Below are 16,300 nucleotides of genomic sequence, written 5' to 3' on the forward strand. Positions count from 1 at the left end.
CGCAGCATCACCACTGCGGGTCATTGAGGACGGGCGAAGTCGGCCAGACCGTCGTCTCTTCAAGGAGGACGCTTCCGACATGAAGGCCGTCGTAATGGCCGGAGGCGAAGGTACCCGCCTTCGCCCCATGACCTCGAGCATGCCCAAGCCGCTCCTGCCCGTGGCAAACCGGCCGATCATGGAGCATGTGCTCAGGTTGCTCAAGCGGCATGGGCTCACCGAAACAGTTGTCACCGTGCAGTTCCTGGCGTCGCTCGTCAAGAACTACTTCGGAGACGGCGAAGAGCTCGGGATGGAGCTCACCTATGCCAATGAGGAGAAGCCCCTCGGTACTGCCGGCAGCGTCAAGAACGCTGAGGAAGCGCTGAAGGACGATGCGTTTCTCGTCATCTCCGGCGACGCCCTGACCGATTTCGACCTGACCGAGCTCATCAATTTCCACAAGGAAAAGGGTGCGCTCGTCACCGTCTGTCTGACGCGTGTGCCCAATCCACTGGAATTCGGCATCACCATCGTCGACGAGGAGGGGAAGGTCGAGCGATTCCTCGAGAAGCCGACATGGGGGCAGGTCTTCTCCGACACCGTCAACACGGGCATCTATGTGATGGAACCCGAGGTCTTCGACTATGTCGAGGCCGATGTGCCGGTCGACTGGTCCGGAGACGTCTTCCCGCAGCTGATGAAGGAAGGCCGGCCCGTCTACGGCTACGTCGCCGAGGGGTACTGGGAGGACGTCGGCACCCACGAGAGCTATGTGAAGGCCCAGGCCGACGTCCTGGAGAGCAAGGTCGACGTCGAACTCGACGGCTTCGAGATCTCGCCCGGCGTCTGGGTCGCCGAGGGCGCCGAGGTGCATCCCGACGCCGTGCTGCGTGGGCCGCTCTACATCGGTGACTACGCCAAGGTCGAAGCCGATGTGGAGATTCGCGAACACACCGTCGTCGGCTCGAACGTCGTGGTCAAGAGCGGCGCCTTTCTGCACAAGGCCGTCGTGCACGACAACGTCTACATCGGCCAGCACAGCAATCTGCGCGGCTGTGTCGTCGGCAAGAACACCGACATCATGCGATCCGCGCGGATCGAGGACGGCGCTGTCATCGGAGACGAGTGCCTCGTCGGTGAAGAATCGATCGTCCAGGGCAATGTGCGGGTCTACCCGTTCAAGACGGTCGAGGCCGGCGCGTTCGTCAACACCTCGGTGATCTGGGAGTCCCGCGGACAGGCCCATCTGTTCGGTGCCCGCGGTGTCTCCGGCATCCTGAACGTCGAGATCACGCCTGAGCTGGCCGTGCGACTGGCGGGTGCGTATGCGACGACCCTGAAGAAGGGGTCGACCGTCACCACCGCTCGTGACCACTCACGTGGTGCCCGTGCGCTCAAGCGGGCCGTCATCTCCGCCCTGCAGGCCAGTGCCATCGACGTGAGGGACCTGGAGAACGTGCCCCTGCCGGTGGCGCGGCAGCAGACCGCTCGGGGCAGCGCCGGCGGCATCATGATCCGTACGACACCGGGTGTCCCGGACTCCGTCGACATCATGTTCTTCGACGAGCGCGGCGCCGACCTCTCACAGGGCAGCCAGCGCAAGCTCGACCGCGTGTACGCGCGGCAGGAGTACCGGCGGGCGTTCCCCGGCGAGATCGGGGACCTGCACTTCCCGTCCAGCGTCTTCGACTCGTACACCGGGTCCCTGCTGCGGAACGTGAACACCACCGGCATCGCCGATGCCGGGCTCAAGGTGGTCGTCGACGCCTCCAACGGCAGCGCCGGCCTGGTCCTGCCCAGCCTGCTCGGGCGGCTCGGGGTCGACTCGCTGACCATCAATCCCGGGCTCGACGAATCGCGGCCCACCGAGACCGCGGACGCCCGCAGGTCCGGGCTCGTGCGGCTCGGCGAGATCGTGGCGTCGGCCCGGGCCGCCTTCGGCGTGCGGTTCGACCCGGTCGGTGAGCGTCTGTCGCTCGTCGACGAGAAGGGACGGATCGTCGAGGACGACCGGGCGCTCCTGGTCATGCTCGACCTCGTCGCCGCGGAGCGCAGAAGCGGGCGCGTCGCGCTGCCGGTCACGACCACGCGCATCGCCGAGCAGGTCGCCGCGTACCACGGCACGCAGGTGGAGTGGACGACCACGTCGCCCGACGACCTCACGCGTGTGGGCCGTGAGGACGGCACCATCTTCGGCGGGGACGGGCGCGGCGGGTTCATCGTGCCGGAGTTCAGCAGTGTGTTCGACGGGGCTGCCGCGTTCGTGCGGCTCATTGGTCTTGTCGCGCGGACGCAGCTGACCCTGAGCCAGATCGACGCGCGGATTCCGCGGGCACACGTGCTGAAGCGCGATCTGGCGACCCCGTGGGCCGTCAAGGGCCTCGTCATGCGGCGGGTCGTCGAGGCGGCCGGCGACCGGTCCGTGGACACGACCGACGGCGTACGGGTCGTGGAGGCGGACGGGCGCTGGGTCATGGTGCTGCCCGACCCGGCGGAGGCCGTCACCCATCTGTGGGCCGAGGGGCCCGACGACGCCTCGGCGCAGCAGCTGCTCGACGAGTGGTCGGCCGTGGTGGACAGCGCCGGGCGCTGAGTCCGCGCAGGCTCCGGTCGGCGCCCGTCGAGGGCGCCGACCGGCTCGCCGACGGGGCCATTCGGAGGTAGCGGCCACGACGTGCGAATATGTGCGGCATGCCGCAGCAGCCCCCCGTTCGGAGCACCCCCAAGCGCCCCGCGCGCCCCGACGCCTCCATGTCGCTGCTGACCAATGTGATGGACCACAGCCTGGACGACGGGTACGCGGAAGCCGCTGCCCGCAGGCGGGCTCTGGGGCAGAGCGGGCTGCCGAAGACACTGCGCGCGAAGCTCGGGCTCGCCGCGGGGCTGGTGCTCGCCGCGCTCGTGGTGACCGTCGGCGCCGCGCAGGCCCGGGTGGCCGCGCCGGTCGTGGCCAAGGAGCGCGAGGAGCTCATCGACCGCATCGATCAGGAGACCGAGTCCGCCGACAAACTGGAGGGCCAGGTCGACTCGTTGCGGACCGACGTGGGGGACATGCAGCGTGAGGCGCTGAAGAAGCACGGCGGTGAGCAGGGCGAGTTGGTGGGGGTGCTCTCGGGCGCCGTCGCCGTGCACGGGCCCGGCGTCAAGCTCGTGGTCGACGACGCCAAGTCGGCCACGTCCGGCGGCGGCAGCGGGCCGCGGGAGAGCAGCGGGTTCTCCGACACCGGGCGGGTGCGCGACCGCGACATGCAGAGGGTCATCAACGGCCTGTGGCAGTCGGGCGCCGAGGCCGTCAGCATCAACGGGCAGCGGCTCACCGCACTGTCCGCCATCAGGGCCGCGGGTGACGCGATACTGGTCGACAACAAGCCGCTGGTGCCGCCTTACACGGTGCTCGCGGTGGGGGACGGACAGCGGCTGAGCACCCGGTTCCAGAACAGTCCTGACGGGTTGTATCTGCACGCCCTGCAGGAGAACTTCGGGATCCGGACCAGCATTTCGGCCCAGGGGGACATCAAGCTTCCCGCCGCACCCAGCGTGATCGTACGTACAGCACAGCCGAGAGCAGAGCAGAAGGGCACATCGTGATCGCCGTACTGGGCCTCGTCGTGGGAGTCGTGGTCGGGCTGTTCGTCCGTCCCGAGGTTCCGGCGGTGGTCGAGCCCTACCTTCCGATCGCCGTGGTCGCGGCGCTCGACGCGGTGTTCGGCGGGCTGCGCGCCATGCTGGACGGGATCTTCGTCGACAAGGTGTTCGTCGTGTCGTTCCTGTCGAACGTCGTCGTGGCCGCGCTTATCGTCTTCCTGGGCGACAAGTTGGGCGTCGGGGCCCAGCTGTCCACCGGCGTCGTCGTCGTCCTCGGCATCCGTATCTTCTCCAACGCGGCCGCCATCCGTCGGCACGTCTTCCGGGCGTGAGGCCGATGAACGCTGAGCACGGCGACAACGCCGAGGACCGGGACGCGGCCGAGCAGGAGAACCGGCTGCGCAAGGAACTGCCCGCCGAAGTGGCGCCGGCGGCCGGGGAGCCGGTACCGGAACCGGAGCCGGCCGGTGAGCCGCAGCTGACCGGGCGTCAGCGGCTGGTGAAAGGCCTGTGGCCGCCGCGCGTGTCGCGTGCCCAACTGACCGTGGCCGTGCTGCTGTTCGTGCTGGGCCTCGGACTCGCCATCCAGGTGCGTTCCAACAGCGACAACAGCGCTCTGCGAGGTGCGCGGCAGGAAGATCTCGTCCGCATTCTCGATGAACTCGATGACCGGACGCAGCGTCTGGAAGATGAGAAGCAAGGTCTCGAGGACCAGCGCACCGAGTTGGAGAACAGCTCGGACCAGGCGGAGGAGGCGCGCAAGCAGACGGTCGAGAAGGAGCGCCAGCTCGGCATTCTGGCGGGCACCGTGGGCGCGCAGGGTCCAGGGATCACCATGACCGTCACCGACACCCATCGGGCCGTCGAGGCGGACATGCTGCTCGACGCGATCCAGGAGCTGCGGGCGGCGGGTGCCGAGGCGATCCAGGTGAACGACGTGCGCGTCGTGGCGAACACGTACCTTACGGACGCGAGTGGAGGGAAGGGGGTCAGCGTGGACGGGCAGAAGATCGGCCAGCCGTACGTCTTCAAGGTCATCGGCAAGCCGCAGGACCTGGAACCGGCCCTCAACATCCCCGGAGGTGTGGTGCAGACACTGGAGAAGGAGCAGGCCACGGTGTCCGTGAGCCGCTCGGAGAAGATCGTTGTGGACGCCTTGCGGGCAGCGCAGCGGCCTGACTACGCTCGGTCGTCCTCGCAGTGAGGCGCGGGCGCATGGGGGATGTCATGCGAGGGCATGAGGTTGCGGGGGGTCGGCGCACCGTAGGCGGGGTGCGTGGTGGAAACTGTTTGGCAGATACGGACGTTGTGAGGATGTCCGTGTCATTGATGTACGCCGATGTGTGCAATCAGGGTTCGTCCTGCCCCACGGGCGGGTCTGTTTCGGTCAAGGGGAATCGCCCGTGAAGTTGTTTGCGAAGTTGTTCGGCAAGAGTGCGCGTGAGGACGCCCGTCATCGTGCGCCGCGCCACGGAGACGTGCCGGAGACACAGGTGGGCGAGCGCCCGCTGTTCCGGGACCAGGTCGGCGGTGACAATTCGGGCGGACAGGGCGCGTCGTCTGTTGACCCTGCCGGTTCCGGCCGCATAGGTTTCGGGGAACCGTCAACCTCAAGTACGGGTGGAGGGTTCGGCTCCGACCCGTACGCGTCCCACGCCCCCGCGGGGCAGCCGCGGCAGGAGGATCCGTCCATGTCGGCCCTGGTGTGTACGAGGTGCGGAAACCGGAACGGCGAGAACAGCCGGTTCTGCTCCAACTGTGGTGCGCCGCTGCGTGGCGGGGTGGCGGCCGAGGGGCCGTCCGAGACGACGTCCACGATCTCCATCTCGGGTCTCGAGTCGTACGACCCGGAGGCCACCGGTCAGACGCAGCTGCCGGCCCTGTCGCCCGAGGCCCAGGCCGCGGTCGACGCGCTGCCGCTGGGCTCGGCGCTCCTGGTGGTGCGGCGCGGCCCGAACTCGGGCAGCCGCTTCCTCCTGGACGGCGACCTGACCACGGCGGGGCGTCACCCGCAGAGCGACATCTTCCTGGACGACGTGACCGTGTCGCGCCGCCACGTGGAGTTCCGTCGCCAGCAGGACGGCACGTTCACGGTCTCCGACGTCGGCAGCCTCAACGGGACGTACGTCAACCGGGAGCGCATCGACTCCGTGCTGCTGAACAACGGTGACGAGGTGCAGATCGGCAAGTACCGGCTGGTGTTCTACGCGAGCCAGCGAGGTATCTGACCCATCAGCGAACCTTCAGGAAGGTCCATGCTTCATACACCGAGGGGCGGTGCCGGAAGCGGCACCGCCACCGCGGACAGTCGGCTGATGAGCATCGGCACCGTGCTGAACATGCTGCGCGACGAGTTCCCCGAAGTCACCATTTCCAAGATCAGGTTCTTGGAGTCCGAGGGTCTCATCGAGCCGCAGCGGACGCCTTCGGGCTACCGCAAGTTCAGCCCGGACGACGTCGAGCGACTCGCCCACGTCCTGCGCATGCAGCGTGACCACTACCTGCCCCTGAAGGTCATCAAGGAGCAGCTCGACGCCCTGGAGCGGGGCGAGCCCCTGCCCGTGCCCGCTCCCGGACGGCCCGGCGACGCCGCGGACGACGCCGGGGACGGCCCCACCGCCGCTCGCGTCGGCCGGGACGAGCTGCTCGCCGCCGTGGGGATCGGCGAGGGGGAGCTCGACGAGTGGGAGTCGTACGGGCTCATCGCCCCGTTGCCGGACGGCGGTTACGACGCCGCGGCCGTATCCGTCGCCGAGCTGGTGGGTGAGTTGGGCCGGTTCGGTATCGAGCCCCGGCATCTGCGGGTCATGCGGGCGGCCGCGGACCGTGAGGCCGGGCTCGTGGACTCGGTCGTCGCACCGCTCAAGGTGCACCGCAATCCGCAGACCAGGGCCCTCGCGCAGGCGCGGGCCAAGGAGCTGGCGGGCCTGACCGTACGGCTGCATGCCGCACTCGTGCAGACCGCACTCGGGGTCCGTCTGCCCTGATCGCAGGGGCGGGCGAGTGCCGTGGGCCCGGTCCCCGGCGCATGCCCGACTACCCAAACCGGCCGGGCACGTCCTAGGGTTGCTGTGTGAACGAGCTCGACGTCGTAGGTGTCCGGGTCGAAATGCCCTCCAACCAGCCGATCGTGCTCCTGCGTGAAGTGGGAGGCGACCGTTACCTTCCCATCTGGATCGGACCGGGGGAGGCGACGGCGATCGCCTTCGCCCAGCAGGGCATGGCCCCCGCGCGTCCGCTGACGCACGACCTGTTCAAGGACGTGCTCGAAGCGGTCGGTCAGGAGCTCACCGAAGTACGCATCACGGACCTGCGGGAGGGTGTCTTCTACGCGGAGCTGGTGTTCGCGAGCGGCGTCGAGGTCAGCGCCCGCCCGTCCGATGCCATAGCGCTCGCGCTGCGCACCGGGACCCCGATCTTCGGCAGCGACGGAGTCCTGGACGACGCCGGGATCGCGATCCCGGACGAGCAGGAGGACGAAGTGGAGAAGTTCCGCGAGTTCCTGGACCAGATCTCGCCCGAGGACTTCGGGACCAATAGCCAGTGATCGGCACACAATGACCATGAGGCGGTCGCCCGAGGGGCGGCCGCCTCGGCGCATTCGGCTAGCCTTTCCCGGCGGCGGGATACGGGAAACCACTCGTAGGGTGATTATCACTCGGCGTGGCGAGTGTGGCGTTCGTTGACGCACCCCTTGTGACTGCCTACCGTCGAGAAGGCAGGTCAATGAGGAGGTCGGCGTGAGAAGCAGCGGCGACGGTACGGCGACGGGCGGTCCGTACTCGTTTCACGGCAGCGCGGCCGATCACACTCCGCAGCGCCCGCAGGCAGTGTCTGCGGTGGCGGGGGAGAGCGGCGAAGCGACTTCCGAGCAGATCGGATACCGGGGTCCGACCGCGTGCGCGGCGGCCGGCATCACCTATCGACAGCTCGACTACTGGGCGAGAACCGGCCTTGTCGAGCCGAGTGTGCGGCCCGCGTACGGGTCGGGGACACAGCGTCTGTACAGCTTCCGGGACGTCGTCGTCCTGAAGGTCGTCAAGCGTTTCCTGGACACGGGTGTCTCGCTGCAGAACATTCGCACCGCTGTGCAGCATCTGCGCGAGCGGGGCTTCAGGGACCTGGAGCGCATGACCCTCATGAGCGACGGCGCGACCGTCTACGAGTGCACGTCGCCGACCGAGGTGCACGAGCTGCTCCAGGGCGGTCAGGGGATCTTCGGGATCGCCGTGGGCGTGGTCTGGCGGGACGTGGAGAGCGCCCTGTCGCAGCTGCACGGGGAGCGGGTGGACACCGGGGAGACGCTCGTCGGGCACAATCCCGCGGACGAGCTCGCGAGGCGGCGCAACAGGGCCGTGTGACGGTCGTGCGGCCGCGTTGTCAGTGGCGTGAGGCAGCATCGGTGACGTGAGAGCCGCGCCGACGATCCTGCATCTCGACATGGATGCCTTCTACGCCTCTGCCGAGCAGGCGGCGAAGCCGAGCCTGCGCGGGAAAGCGGTCGTCGTGGGCGGGCTCGGGCCGCGTGGTGTGGTGGCCACCGCGTCGTACGAAGCGCGCAGGTTCGGGGTGCATTCGGCCATGCCGATGGGCCAGGCGCGCCGGCTCGCTCCGAACGCCGCGTACCTCGTGCCGCGGTTCCGGCTGTACCGGGAGGTCAGCGAGCAGGTGATGGGGCTCCTGAGGGAGCTTTCGCCGCTGGTGGAGCCGCTGAGCCTGGACGAGGCGTTCGTCGATCTGGAGGCCGGTGAGGTGGCCTGGGACGAGGCTTCCGCCGAGGCCGTCGGCTTGCGGCTGCGGACGGACATCCGGCGCGTGACCGGGCTGACCGGGTCGGTCGGGATCGCCGCCTCCAAGATGCTGGCCAAGATCGCGTCGGAGGAGGCCAAGCCGGACGGGCTGATGCTGATACGGCCGGGGACCGAGCGGGCGCTGCTCGGGCCGAAGTCCGTACGGATCCTGCCGGGTGTCGGGCCGGCGACCGGGGACCATCTGCGGCGGGCCGGGATCCTCACCGTGGCGGAGATCGCCGAGGCGGGAGAGGACGAGCTGGTGCGGCTGCTGGGCAAGTCGCACGGCGGGCATCTGTACGCCATGGCGCTGGCGCACGACGACCGGCCCGTCGTCGCCGAGCGGGATTCCAAGTCCGTGTCGGTCGAGGACACGTACGACGTGGACATTCATGACCGCGTGCGCGTCCGTATGGAGGTGCAGCGGCTCGCCGACCGCTGCGTGGAGCGGTTGCGGGCCGCCGAGCGGTCCGGGCGGACCGTGGTCCTGAAGGTGCGGCGCTACGACTTCTCGACCCTGACGCGGTCCGAGACGCTGCGCGGGCCGACGGACGATCCGGGGGTGGTCCGGGAGGCCGCCGCGCGGCTGCTGGAGTCCGTGGACACGACGGGCGGCGTGCGGTTGCTCGGGGTCGGGGTGAGCGGGCTCGCCGACTTCACGCAGGAGGACCTGTTCGCGCAGGCGGCGCAGGCGGCCCAGGAGGCACAGGCCGCCTCGGAAGAGGCCGCGGACCAGGCGGAGGACGCGCGGGCGGTGAGCCCGGAGGAGGTCGAGGAGACGGTCGCCGAGCCCGTCGAGCGGCGGTGGATGGCCGGGCACGATGTGCGGCATGCCGAGTTCGGCGCCGGGTGGGTGCAGGGGAGCGGGCTCGGGCGGGTGACCGTACGGTTCGAGACGCCGTACTCGGCCGGGCCCGGACGGGTCAGGACGTTCCTCGTCGACGATCCCCTGCTGGAGCCCGCGGAGCCCCTGCCGTTGGTGGAGAGACCAGTAGAGAGACCAGTGGAGAGACCGGTGTCGAGCGCCTGACCCTAGCGAACGGCGCTCTCAGGTGGGGTCCTCGTCCGCCCCCGCAATGCGGCCGAACAGGACGTCCGGGGACTGCGGGGCCGTGATGTCGAGACCGTAGTGGTGGTAGAGCTGGAGTTCCTGCTCGGGGGAGAGGTGGCGGCCCACGCCGAAGTCGGGGGAGTCCTTGATCAGGGAGCGTTCGAAGGGGACACGGAGGGCGCCGTCGACCAGTTCGCTGGGCTCCAGCGGGACGAAGGCGTCGCGGCTGAAGAGGCCCGTCCGTATCGCCGCCCATTCCGGGACGCCCGTGGCGTCGTCGAGGTAGACCTCGTCGATCGTGCCGATCTTGGTTCCGTTGCGGTCGAACGCCTTGCGGCCGATCAGGTTGCGCGGGTCGACGTCGGTGTGCACGGGCCCTCCAGCTGCTCGCAACTCGTCTGTAAGCACTACGAAAGAGCACATTGGGGAAGGCGGCCACTCGAGGGTTCCGGTCATGTCGCCGCTGGTAGGCTGGCAGACGGCTGCTGACCCCGTGCGGGAGAGTCCTCCGATCGTCGTCGGAGGCGCCGAAGGAGCAACTCCTCCCCGGAATCTCTCAGGCCCCTGTACCGCACGGACGAGGTCACTCTGGAAAGCAGGGCGGGGTGCACGTTTTCCGCTCTCACCGACGGTGAAAACCGGTGTGTTCCGTGATCGTGCGGGGCGGACCGGTGAAGCTCTCAGGTTGAGATGACAGAGGGGGAGGCCGTCCGGGCACCCACGCCGTGGTGCCCCTCGCAGGTCCGGGTGACCAGGAGGCCTCCGCAATGACCGCCAACCGTATTCCGCTCTCCGCGCTGGAGCAGGGAATCCCCTTCGAGCAGCGCCACATCGGTCCGGACGACGCCGCTCAGGCCAAGATGCTCGCGCAGGTCGGCTATGGCTCGCTCGACGAGCTGACGGCGGCCGCGGTGCCGGATGTGATCAAGAGCGCCGAGGCGCTGGCGCTGCCGGCCGCCCGGACCGAGGCCGAGGTGCTCGCCGAGCTCCGCTCCCTCGCCGACCGCAACCAGGTGCTCGGCTCGATGATCGGGCTCGGCTACTACGGCACCTTCACGCCGCCCGTGATCCTGCGCAACGTCATGGAGAACCCGTCCTGGTACACGGCCTACACGCCGTACCAGCCGGAGATCTCGCAGGGCCGCCTCGAGGCGCTGCTCAACTTCCAGACGATGGTCGCCGAGCTGACGGGGCTGCCGACCTCCGGTGCCTCCCTCCTCGACGAGGGCACGGCCGCCGCCGAGGCCATGGCGCTGTCGCGGCGCATCGGCAAGGTCAAGGACGGCGTGTACGTCGTCGACGCGGACGCGCTGCCGCAGACCGTCGCCGTCATCCGGACCCGCGCCGAGCCGACCGGTGTCGAGATCGTCGTCGCCGACCTGAGCGACGGCATCCCCGCCGAGGTCGCCGAGCGCGGTGTCGTGGGTGTGCTCGTGCAGTACCCGGGGGCCTCCGGTGCCGTGCGCGACATCAAGCCGGTGATCGACCAGGCGCACGAGCTGGGCGCCGTCGTCACCGTCGCCGCCGATCTTCTCGCTCTGACGCTGTTGACCTCGCCGGGCGAGCTGGGCGCGGACATCGCCGTCGGCACGACCCAGCGCTTCGGTGTCCCGATGGGCTTCGGCGGCCCGCACGCCGGCTACATGGCCGTACGGGAGAAGTTCGCGCGGTCCCTGCCCGGGCGGCTCGTCGGGGTGTCCGTCGACGCCGACGGGAACAAGGCGTACCGGCTCGCGCTGCAGACGCGTGAGCAGCACATCCGGCGCGAGAAGGCCACGAGCAACATCTGTACGGCTCAGGTGCTGCTCGCCGTCATGGCCGGCATGTACGCCGTCTACCACGGTCCGGACGGCCTGAGGTCCATCGCGCAGCGCACCCATCGCTACGCCACGCTGCTGGCCGCCGGTCTGACGGCGGGCGGCGTCGAGGTCGTGCACGGGGCGTACTTCGACACCGTGACGGTCCGGGTGCCGGGCCGTGCCGCGGAGGTCGTCGGCGCCGCCCGTGAGGCCGGGGTGAACCTGCGGCTCGTCGACGCCGACCAGGTGTCGATGGCCTGCGACGAGACCACGACGCGCGACCAACTGGCCGCCGTGTGGGGCGCGTTCGGGGTCGACGCGGACATCGAGGCGCTGGACGCCGAGGTCGCCGAGGCGCTGCCCGAGGGGCTGCTGCGCGGTGACGAGATCCTGACCCACCCGGTCTTCCACCAGCACCGCTCCGAGACCGCGATGCTGCGCTACCTGCGCAAGCTCGCCGACCGCGACTACGCGCTCGACCGCGGCATGATCCCGCTGGGCTCCTGCACGATGAAGCTCAACGCGACGACGGAGATGGAGCCGGTCACCTGGCCCGAGTTCGGGCAGCTGCACCCCTTCGTGCCGGCCGAGCAGGCGCAGGGCTACCTCACGCTCATCCGTGAGCTGGAGGAGCGCCTCGCCGAGGTCACCGGCTACGACAAGGTGTCGTTGCAGCCGAACGCCGGCTCGCAGGGCGAGCTCGCGGGTCTGCTGGCGGTGCGCGGCTACCACCGGGCCAACGGCGACGAGCAGCGCACGGTGTGCCTCATCCCGTCGTCCGCGCACGGCACCAACGCGGCCAGTGCCGTGATGGCCGGGATGAAGGTCGTCGTCGTGAAGACCGCCGACGACGGCGAGATCGACGTCGAGGACCTGCGCGCCAAGATCGAGCAGTACGCCGAGCAGCTGTCCGTCCTCATGATCACGTACCCGTCGACGCACGGTGTCTTCGAGGAGCACGTCGCCGACATCTGCGCCGCCGTGCACGATGCCGGCGGTCAGGTGTACGTCGACGGGGCGAACCTCAACGCGCTGGTGGGGCTCGCCAAGCCGGGGCACTTCGGCGGCGACGTCTCGCACCTGAACCTGCACAAGACGTTCTGCATCCCGCACGGCGGCGGCGGTCCGGGCGTCGGCCCGGTCGGTGTGCGCGCCCACCTCGCGCCGTACCTGCCGAACCACCCGCTGCAGCCGGCCGCCGGTCCGGAGACCGGTGTCGGGCCGATCTCGGCAGCGCCGTGGGGCTCCGCCGGGATCCTGCCGATCTCGTGGTCGTACGTGCGGCTCATGGGCGGCGAGGGGCTGAAGCGGGCGACGCAGGTCGCCGTGCTCTCCGCGAACTACATCGCCAAGCGGCTCGAGCCGCACTTCCCCGTGCTCTACACCGGGCCCGGCGGTCTCGTCGCGCACGAGTGCATCATCGACCTGCGGCCGCTCAGCAAGGCGACCGGGGTCAGTGTCGACGACATCGCCAAGCGCCTGATCGACTACGGGTTCCACGCGCCGACCATGTCGTTCCCGGTTGCCGGGACGCTGATGATCGAGCCGACCGAGAGCGAGGACATCGGGGAGCTCGACCGGTTCTGCGAGGCGATGATCGCCATTCGCGGGGAGATCGAGCGGGTCGCCTCCGGGCAGTGGCCGGCGGACGACAACCCGCTGCGGAACGCTCCGCACACGGCCGGGATGCTCGGCGGAGAGTGGGAGCACGCGTACAGCCGCGAGGAGGCGGTCTTCCCCGCCGGGGTCGCCGCCTCCGACAAGTACTGGCCGCCGGTGCGCCGGATCGACCAGGCCTTCGGTGACCGCAACCTGGTGTGCTCGTGCCCGCCCATGGACGCCTACGAGGCGTGAGGTCCGACGTGACCGCGCGACCGGCCGCCGTGTGCGGCCGGTCGCGCGGTTCTGCTCGGTACTGAAGGCCTCAGGCGGCTGTCACCACGGCGCCCAGCGGGCGGTGCGGCGCGATGATCGTGCCGTTGGGCAGCAGTTCACCGGTGTCCTCGAAGAGCAGGACGCCGTTGCACAGGAGGCTCCAGCCCTGCTCCGGGTGGTGAGCCACAGGGAGCGCGGCCTCCCTGTCCGCGGATTCTGCTGTGGGGCACGACGGCTGGTGCTGGCACATGGATGGGATCTTTCGCTGCGTAGTGATCTCGATGACGGTGCTGTCTGTGCTGCGGCTCGAAGTCTTCTTCATGGCCGCCCCCCGTATTCAGTCGGTCCGAACCCAGTGTTGCCCTGCGGGCGTCATTCCGCAGGGATTTCGTTGCAGCGGTCCTCACTGGATGGAGACGCGTCACCCGTGCGGACGGTTCAGCCCAATTGCACTGTCCCTTCGGGTGGTTCGGGGTGGTCGGACCGGGCTAGTCCGGTCGGGCAGAGCTGTGCCCCGCGACCGGGCGGTGCGGGGCACGGCGTCGGAACGGCGAGGCGTGTTCCGTGGTTCTTGCTGTCGGGTCAGGCGAGCAGGGCGGCCCGTGGTGGCGTCAGTCGCAGAGCGAGGACCGGCAGCAGTTCCGCCACGCGGTGCGGGCGATGGGCCGCGATGCCGGGCGGCGCCGGTGCGAGCGGGACCAGGATGTCGTCGGCCGCCGGGTGCCCGCTCGCCGCGTCGGCGGTGTGGTCCTTGTGCAGCCACAGGGTGAGCATGTACAGCTCCGGCACCGAGAGCAGCCGTGGCTGGTAGATCCCCGGCAGGGACTCCGCCTGGCGCAGGGCGCGCTCGGTGGACGTCACGTAGGGGCCTTCGAAGAAATGGGAGAAGGTCCAGCCGTCCGGGGTGAGCATCGTGTCGGCCGCGGCGACGGCGCGGTCCGAGCAGCGGACCAGGAAGCGCCAGCCGGTGAGGCGGGCGGGCGACGGTCCGGTGGCATCGGTGATGCGGTCCAACACATGGACGGGCAAAGGGAGTTCGGGACTTGCCGGTCCCTGCGCGGCGCGCAGGGAAGGGGTACGGGCCTCACGGACGGCGGTGGGGGAACCGAGGGCCGTGAGGACGCTGCGGAGAGCGGGCGCGGGAGCCGGGGGAACATGCAGCGGCATGGTGGGTCGCCTCTCATTCGACAGGCACGTGGTGCGAGGGCGGTGCGGGACGAGCGGACGGCGCTGTCTGCTGCGTGGTGCGCGGGAGCGTGCAGAAGTACGCGGGCCAGAGGGGGCGGGGGCCTCGGCCACGTGCGCCAACTCTCTGTCTCGTTCGCGGAGTTTATACGACGTGTGTTCACATGATGTTTCGGCTGCCTGCGCGGACAGGTTGCGCAAGGTGCTATTCGGCCGTCATCCCGGCGCCGTTTTGTCGACGTCCATCCACTTTTCCGTGAGCGAGCCCCGCGTGACCTCGATGTCTTTCGAGTGAGCGGTCGGCCGATTCTCGTCGGCGTTTTTCACCAGGGTTCCGTAGATGAATCTGCAAAAAGCCGCATGCCTAGGGAATGTGCCGCAGGGTAACCGCTCTGAGCGTACTGCTCCGTGGACCCGCGCGGGGCGTTATCGATCACATTGCCGGGGCATCATCCACCGTGACACGCGGCCGGATCGTCGGGCTGCCCGTGCGAGGAGGGACGCTTCCATGGGGGAGAAGGTCGTTGCGGGCGCGGTCGACCTGGCCGACCGCCGGCGCTACCGGGACAAGCTCAAAGAGTGTCTCGTGGGGCTCGAGCGACTGCTGGACGAGAAGCGGTTCGACCGGCCCAGGAATCTCATGGGGCTGGAGATCGAGCTGAATCTCGCCGGGCCCGACGGGATGCCGAGAATGATGAATGCGGAAGTACTCGAGCGGATCGCGAGCCGGGATTTCCAAACGGAACTCGCGATGTTCAATCTCGAAGTGAATATCGCCCCGCACCGGCTCGGCGGCCGCGTTCTCGATCAGCTGGCGGAGGAGCTGCGCACGGGACTGGGCTATGCCCATCGCAAGGCCAACGAGGTCGACGCGGGAATCGTGATGATCGGCATTCTGCCGACCCTGGGCGCGGACGATCTCGTCTCCGCGAACCTGTCGGACGTCGACCGGTACACCCTGCTCAACGACCAGATCGTGGCCGCGCGCGGCGAGGACTTCGTGCTCGACATCGAGGGCGTCGAGCGGCTGACCTGCACGTCCTCGTCGATAGCGCCCGAAGCCGCCTGCACGTCCGTGCAGTTGCACCTCCAGGTCACGCCGGGCCGGTTCGCCGATGTGTGGAACGCGGCGCAGGCGGTCGCCGCGGTGCAGATCGCGCTGGGGGCCAACTCGCCGTTCCTGTTCGGGCGTGAGCTGTGGCGCGAGTCGCGGCCCCCGCTGTTCCAGCAGTCCACCGACACCCGGTCGCCCGAGCTCCAGGCCCAGGGGGTCCGGCCGCGGACCTGGTTCGGGGAGCGGTGGATCGAGTCGGCGTACGACCTCTTCGAGGAGAACGTGCGGTACTTCCCGCCGCTGCTGCCGATCCTGGACGAGGAGCGGCCCCTGGACGTCCTCGACAAGGGCGGTGTGCCGAGCCTCGCCGAACTCGTCCTGCACAACGGGACCGTGTACCGCTGGAACCGGCCCGTCTACGGCATCGCCGACGGCGTCCCGCACCTGCGCGTCGAGAACCGGGTGCTGCCCGCGGGGCCCACCGTCACCGACGTCATCGCCAACGTCGCCTTCTACTACGGCGTCGTACGGGCCCTGGCCGAGGACGCGCGGCCCGTGTGGTCGCGGCTCTCCTTCGACGCGGCCGCCCGCAACTTCGACACCGCGTGCCGGTACGGGATCGACGCGCGCCTGGAGTGGCCGCGCCGGGGCCGGTTCGGGGGCACGGAACTGGTGCCGGCCGTCAGCCTCGTCCGGGACGAGCTGCTGCCGCTCGCGGCCGCCGGGCTCGACGCGTGGGGTGTCGAACCCGCCGACCGGGACCACTATCTGGGCGTGATCGAGGAGCGGTGTGCGCGGCGCACCAACGGAGCTGCCTGGCAGGCCGCGACGTACCACCGCGCACTGGAGAGCGGCCTGGCGCGTGACGCGGCGCTCGCGGCGACCACGCGCCGGTACGCCGAGCTGATGCACCTGGGCGAGCCCGTGCACACCTGGCCCGTCGGGCTGCCGGAGCCGGCCGTCCGGCTCGGCTGACGCG

General features: G+C 69.6%; 14 protein-coding genes and 1 riboswitch. Of the genes, 11 read left to right on the forward strand and 3 right to left on the reverse strand.

Going from position 1 to position 16,300, the window contains the following annotated elements; translation table 11 throughout:
• The first annotated feature begins 79 nt into the window (after window positions 1-79).
• The 9 genes from ACQUQD_RS34320 (at window position 80) to ACQUQD_RS34360 (ending at window position 9,387) form a co-directional block, all read left to right on the forward strand.
• Window positions 80-2,575, forward strand: coding sequence for a sugar phosphate nucleotidyltransferase (locus ACQUQD_RS34320; protein WP_428956072.1), 2,496 nt, complete (start codon window positions 80-82; stop codon window positions 2,573-2,575).
• A gap of 89 nt (window positions 2,576-2,664) precedes the next feature.
• A complete protein-coding gene (locus tag ACQUQD_RS34325) occupies window positions 2,665-3,570 on the forward strand; it encodes a DUF881 domain-containing protein (RefSeq protein WP_428956073.1) in 906 nt (301 codons plus the stop codon).
• Window positions 3,567-3,899: a small basic family protein gene (locus ACQUQD_RS34330; RefSeq protein WP_031069011.1), complete on the forward strand. Its 333-nt coding sequence runs from the start codon at window positions 3,567-3,569 to the stop codon at window positions 3,897-3,899. Before ACQUQD_RS34325 ends, ACQUQD_RS34330 begins: the two co-directional genes overlap by 4 nt.
• A 5-nt stretch (window positions 3,900-3,904) precedes the next feature.
• Window positions 3,905-4,771: a DUF881 domain-containing protein gene (locus ACQUQD_RS34335; protein WP_428956074.1), complete on the forward strand. Its 867-nt coding sequence runs from the start codon at window positions 3,905-3,907 to the stop codon at window positions 4,769-4,771.
• Between the two features lie 82 nt (window positions 4,772-4,853).
• Window positions 4,854-5,795, forward strand: a complete 942-nt coding sequence (locus tag ACQUQD_RS34340) for an FHA domain-containing protein (protein WP_428957723.1) — start codon at window positions 4,854-4,856, stop codon at window positions 5,793-5,795.
• A gap of 27 nt (window positions 5,796-5,822) precedes the next feature.
• Window positions 5,823-6,554, forward strand: a complete 732-nt coding sequence (locus ACQUQD_RS34345; RefSeq protein ID WP_428956075.1) for a MerR family transcriptional regulator — start codon at window positions 5,823-5,825, stop codon at window positions 6,552-6,554.
• Window positions 6,555-6,640: 86 nt separating this feature from the next.
• Window positions 6,641-7,114 (forward strand): bifunctional nuclease family protein, encoded by a 474-nt coding sequence (locus tag ACQUQD_RS34350; protein WP_005475662.1) that lies wholly within the window; start codon window positions 6,641-6,643, stop codon window positions 7,112-7,114.
• Window positions 7,115-7,307: 193 nt separating this feature from the next.
• Window positions 7,308-7,928: a MerR family transcriptional regulator gene (locus ACQUQD_RS34355; protein ID WP_428956076.1), complete on the forward strand. Its 621-nt coding sequence runs from the start codon at window positions 7,308-7,310 to the stop codon at window positions 7,926-7,928.
• Between the two features lie 46 nt (window positions 7,929-7,974).
• Window positions 7,975-9,387 carry a DNA polymerase IV gene (locus tag ACQUQD_RS34360; RefSeq protein WP_428956077.1) on the forward strand — a complete coding sequence of 471 codons (1,413 nt, stop codon included), beginning with the start codon at window positions 7,975-7,977 and terminating at the stop codon, window positions 9,385-9,387.
• A gap of 18 nt (window positions 9,388-9,405) precedes the next feature.
• Here the strand turns inward: ACQUQD_RS34360 and ACQUQD_RS34365 are convergent, their stop codons facing one another.
• Window positions 9,406-9,780, reverse strand: coding sequence for a PRC-barrel domain-containing protein (locus tag ACQUQD_RS34365; protein ID WP_428956078.1), 375 nt, complete (start codon window positions 9,778-9,780; stop codon window positions 9,406-9,408).
• 114 nt (window positions 9,781-9,894) lie between these two features.
• A riboswitch (glycine riboswitch) is annotated at window positions 9,895-9,990 on the forward strand.
• A gap of 185 nt (window positions 9,991-10,175) precedes the next feature.
• Between ACQUQD_RS34365 and gcvP the strand changes: the two genes are divergently transcribed.
• Complete coding sequence (gene gcvP, locus ACQUQD_RS34370; RefSeq protein WP_428956079.1) at window positions 10,176-13,061, forward strand: aminomethyl-transferring glycine dehydrogenase; 2,886 nt, start codon at window positions 10,176-10,178, stop codon at window positions 13,059-13,061.
• 70 nt (window positions 13,062-13,131) lie between these two features.
• On the opposite strand, the gene ACQUQD_RS34375 is transcribed toward gcvP, so the two are convergent.
• Both ACQUQD_RS34375 and ACQUQD_RS34380 read right to left on the reverse strand, forming a co-directional pair.
• Window positions 13,132-13,332 (reverse strand): DUF5999 family protein, encoded by a 201-nt coding sequence (locus ACQUQD_RS34375; protein WP_324767166.1) that lies wholly within the window; start codon window positions 13,330-13,332, stop codon window positions 13,132-13,134.
• 332 nt (window positions 13,333-13,664) lie between these two features.
• Entirely contained in the window at window positions 13,665-14,249 is a 585-nt protein-coding gene (locus ACQUQD_RS34380; protein ID WP_428956080.1) for a hypothetical protein, read from the reverse strand.
• Between the two features lie 526 nt (window positions 14,250-14,775).
• Here ACQUQD_RS34380 and ACQUQD_RS34385 point away from each other — a divergent pair.
• Entirely contained in the window at window positions 14,776-16,296 is a 1,521-nt protein-coding gene (locus tag ACQUQD_RS34385; RefSeq protein ID WP_428956081.1) for a glutamate-cysteine ligase family protein, read from the forward strand.
• Window positions 16,297-16,300: the final 4 nt, after the last annotated feature.

The organism is Streptomyces sp. cg35 (assembly GCF_050410835.1).
GTDB lineage: Bacteria > Actinomycetota > Actinomycetes > Streptomycetales > Streptomycetaceae > Streptomyces.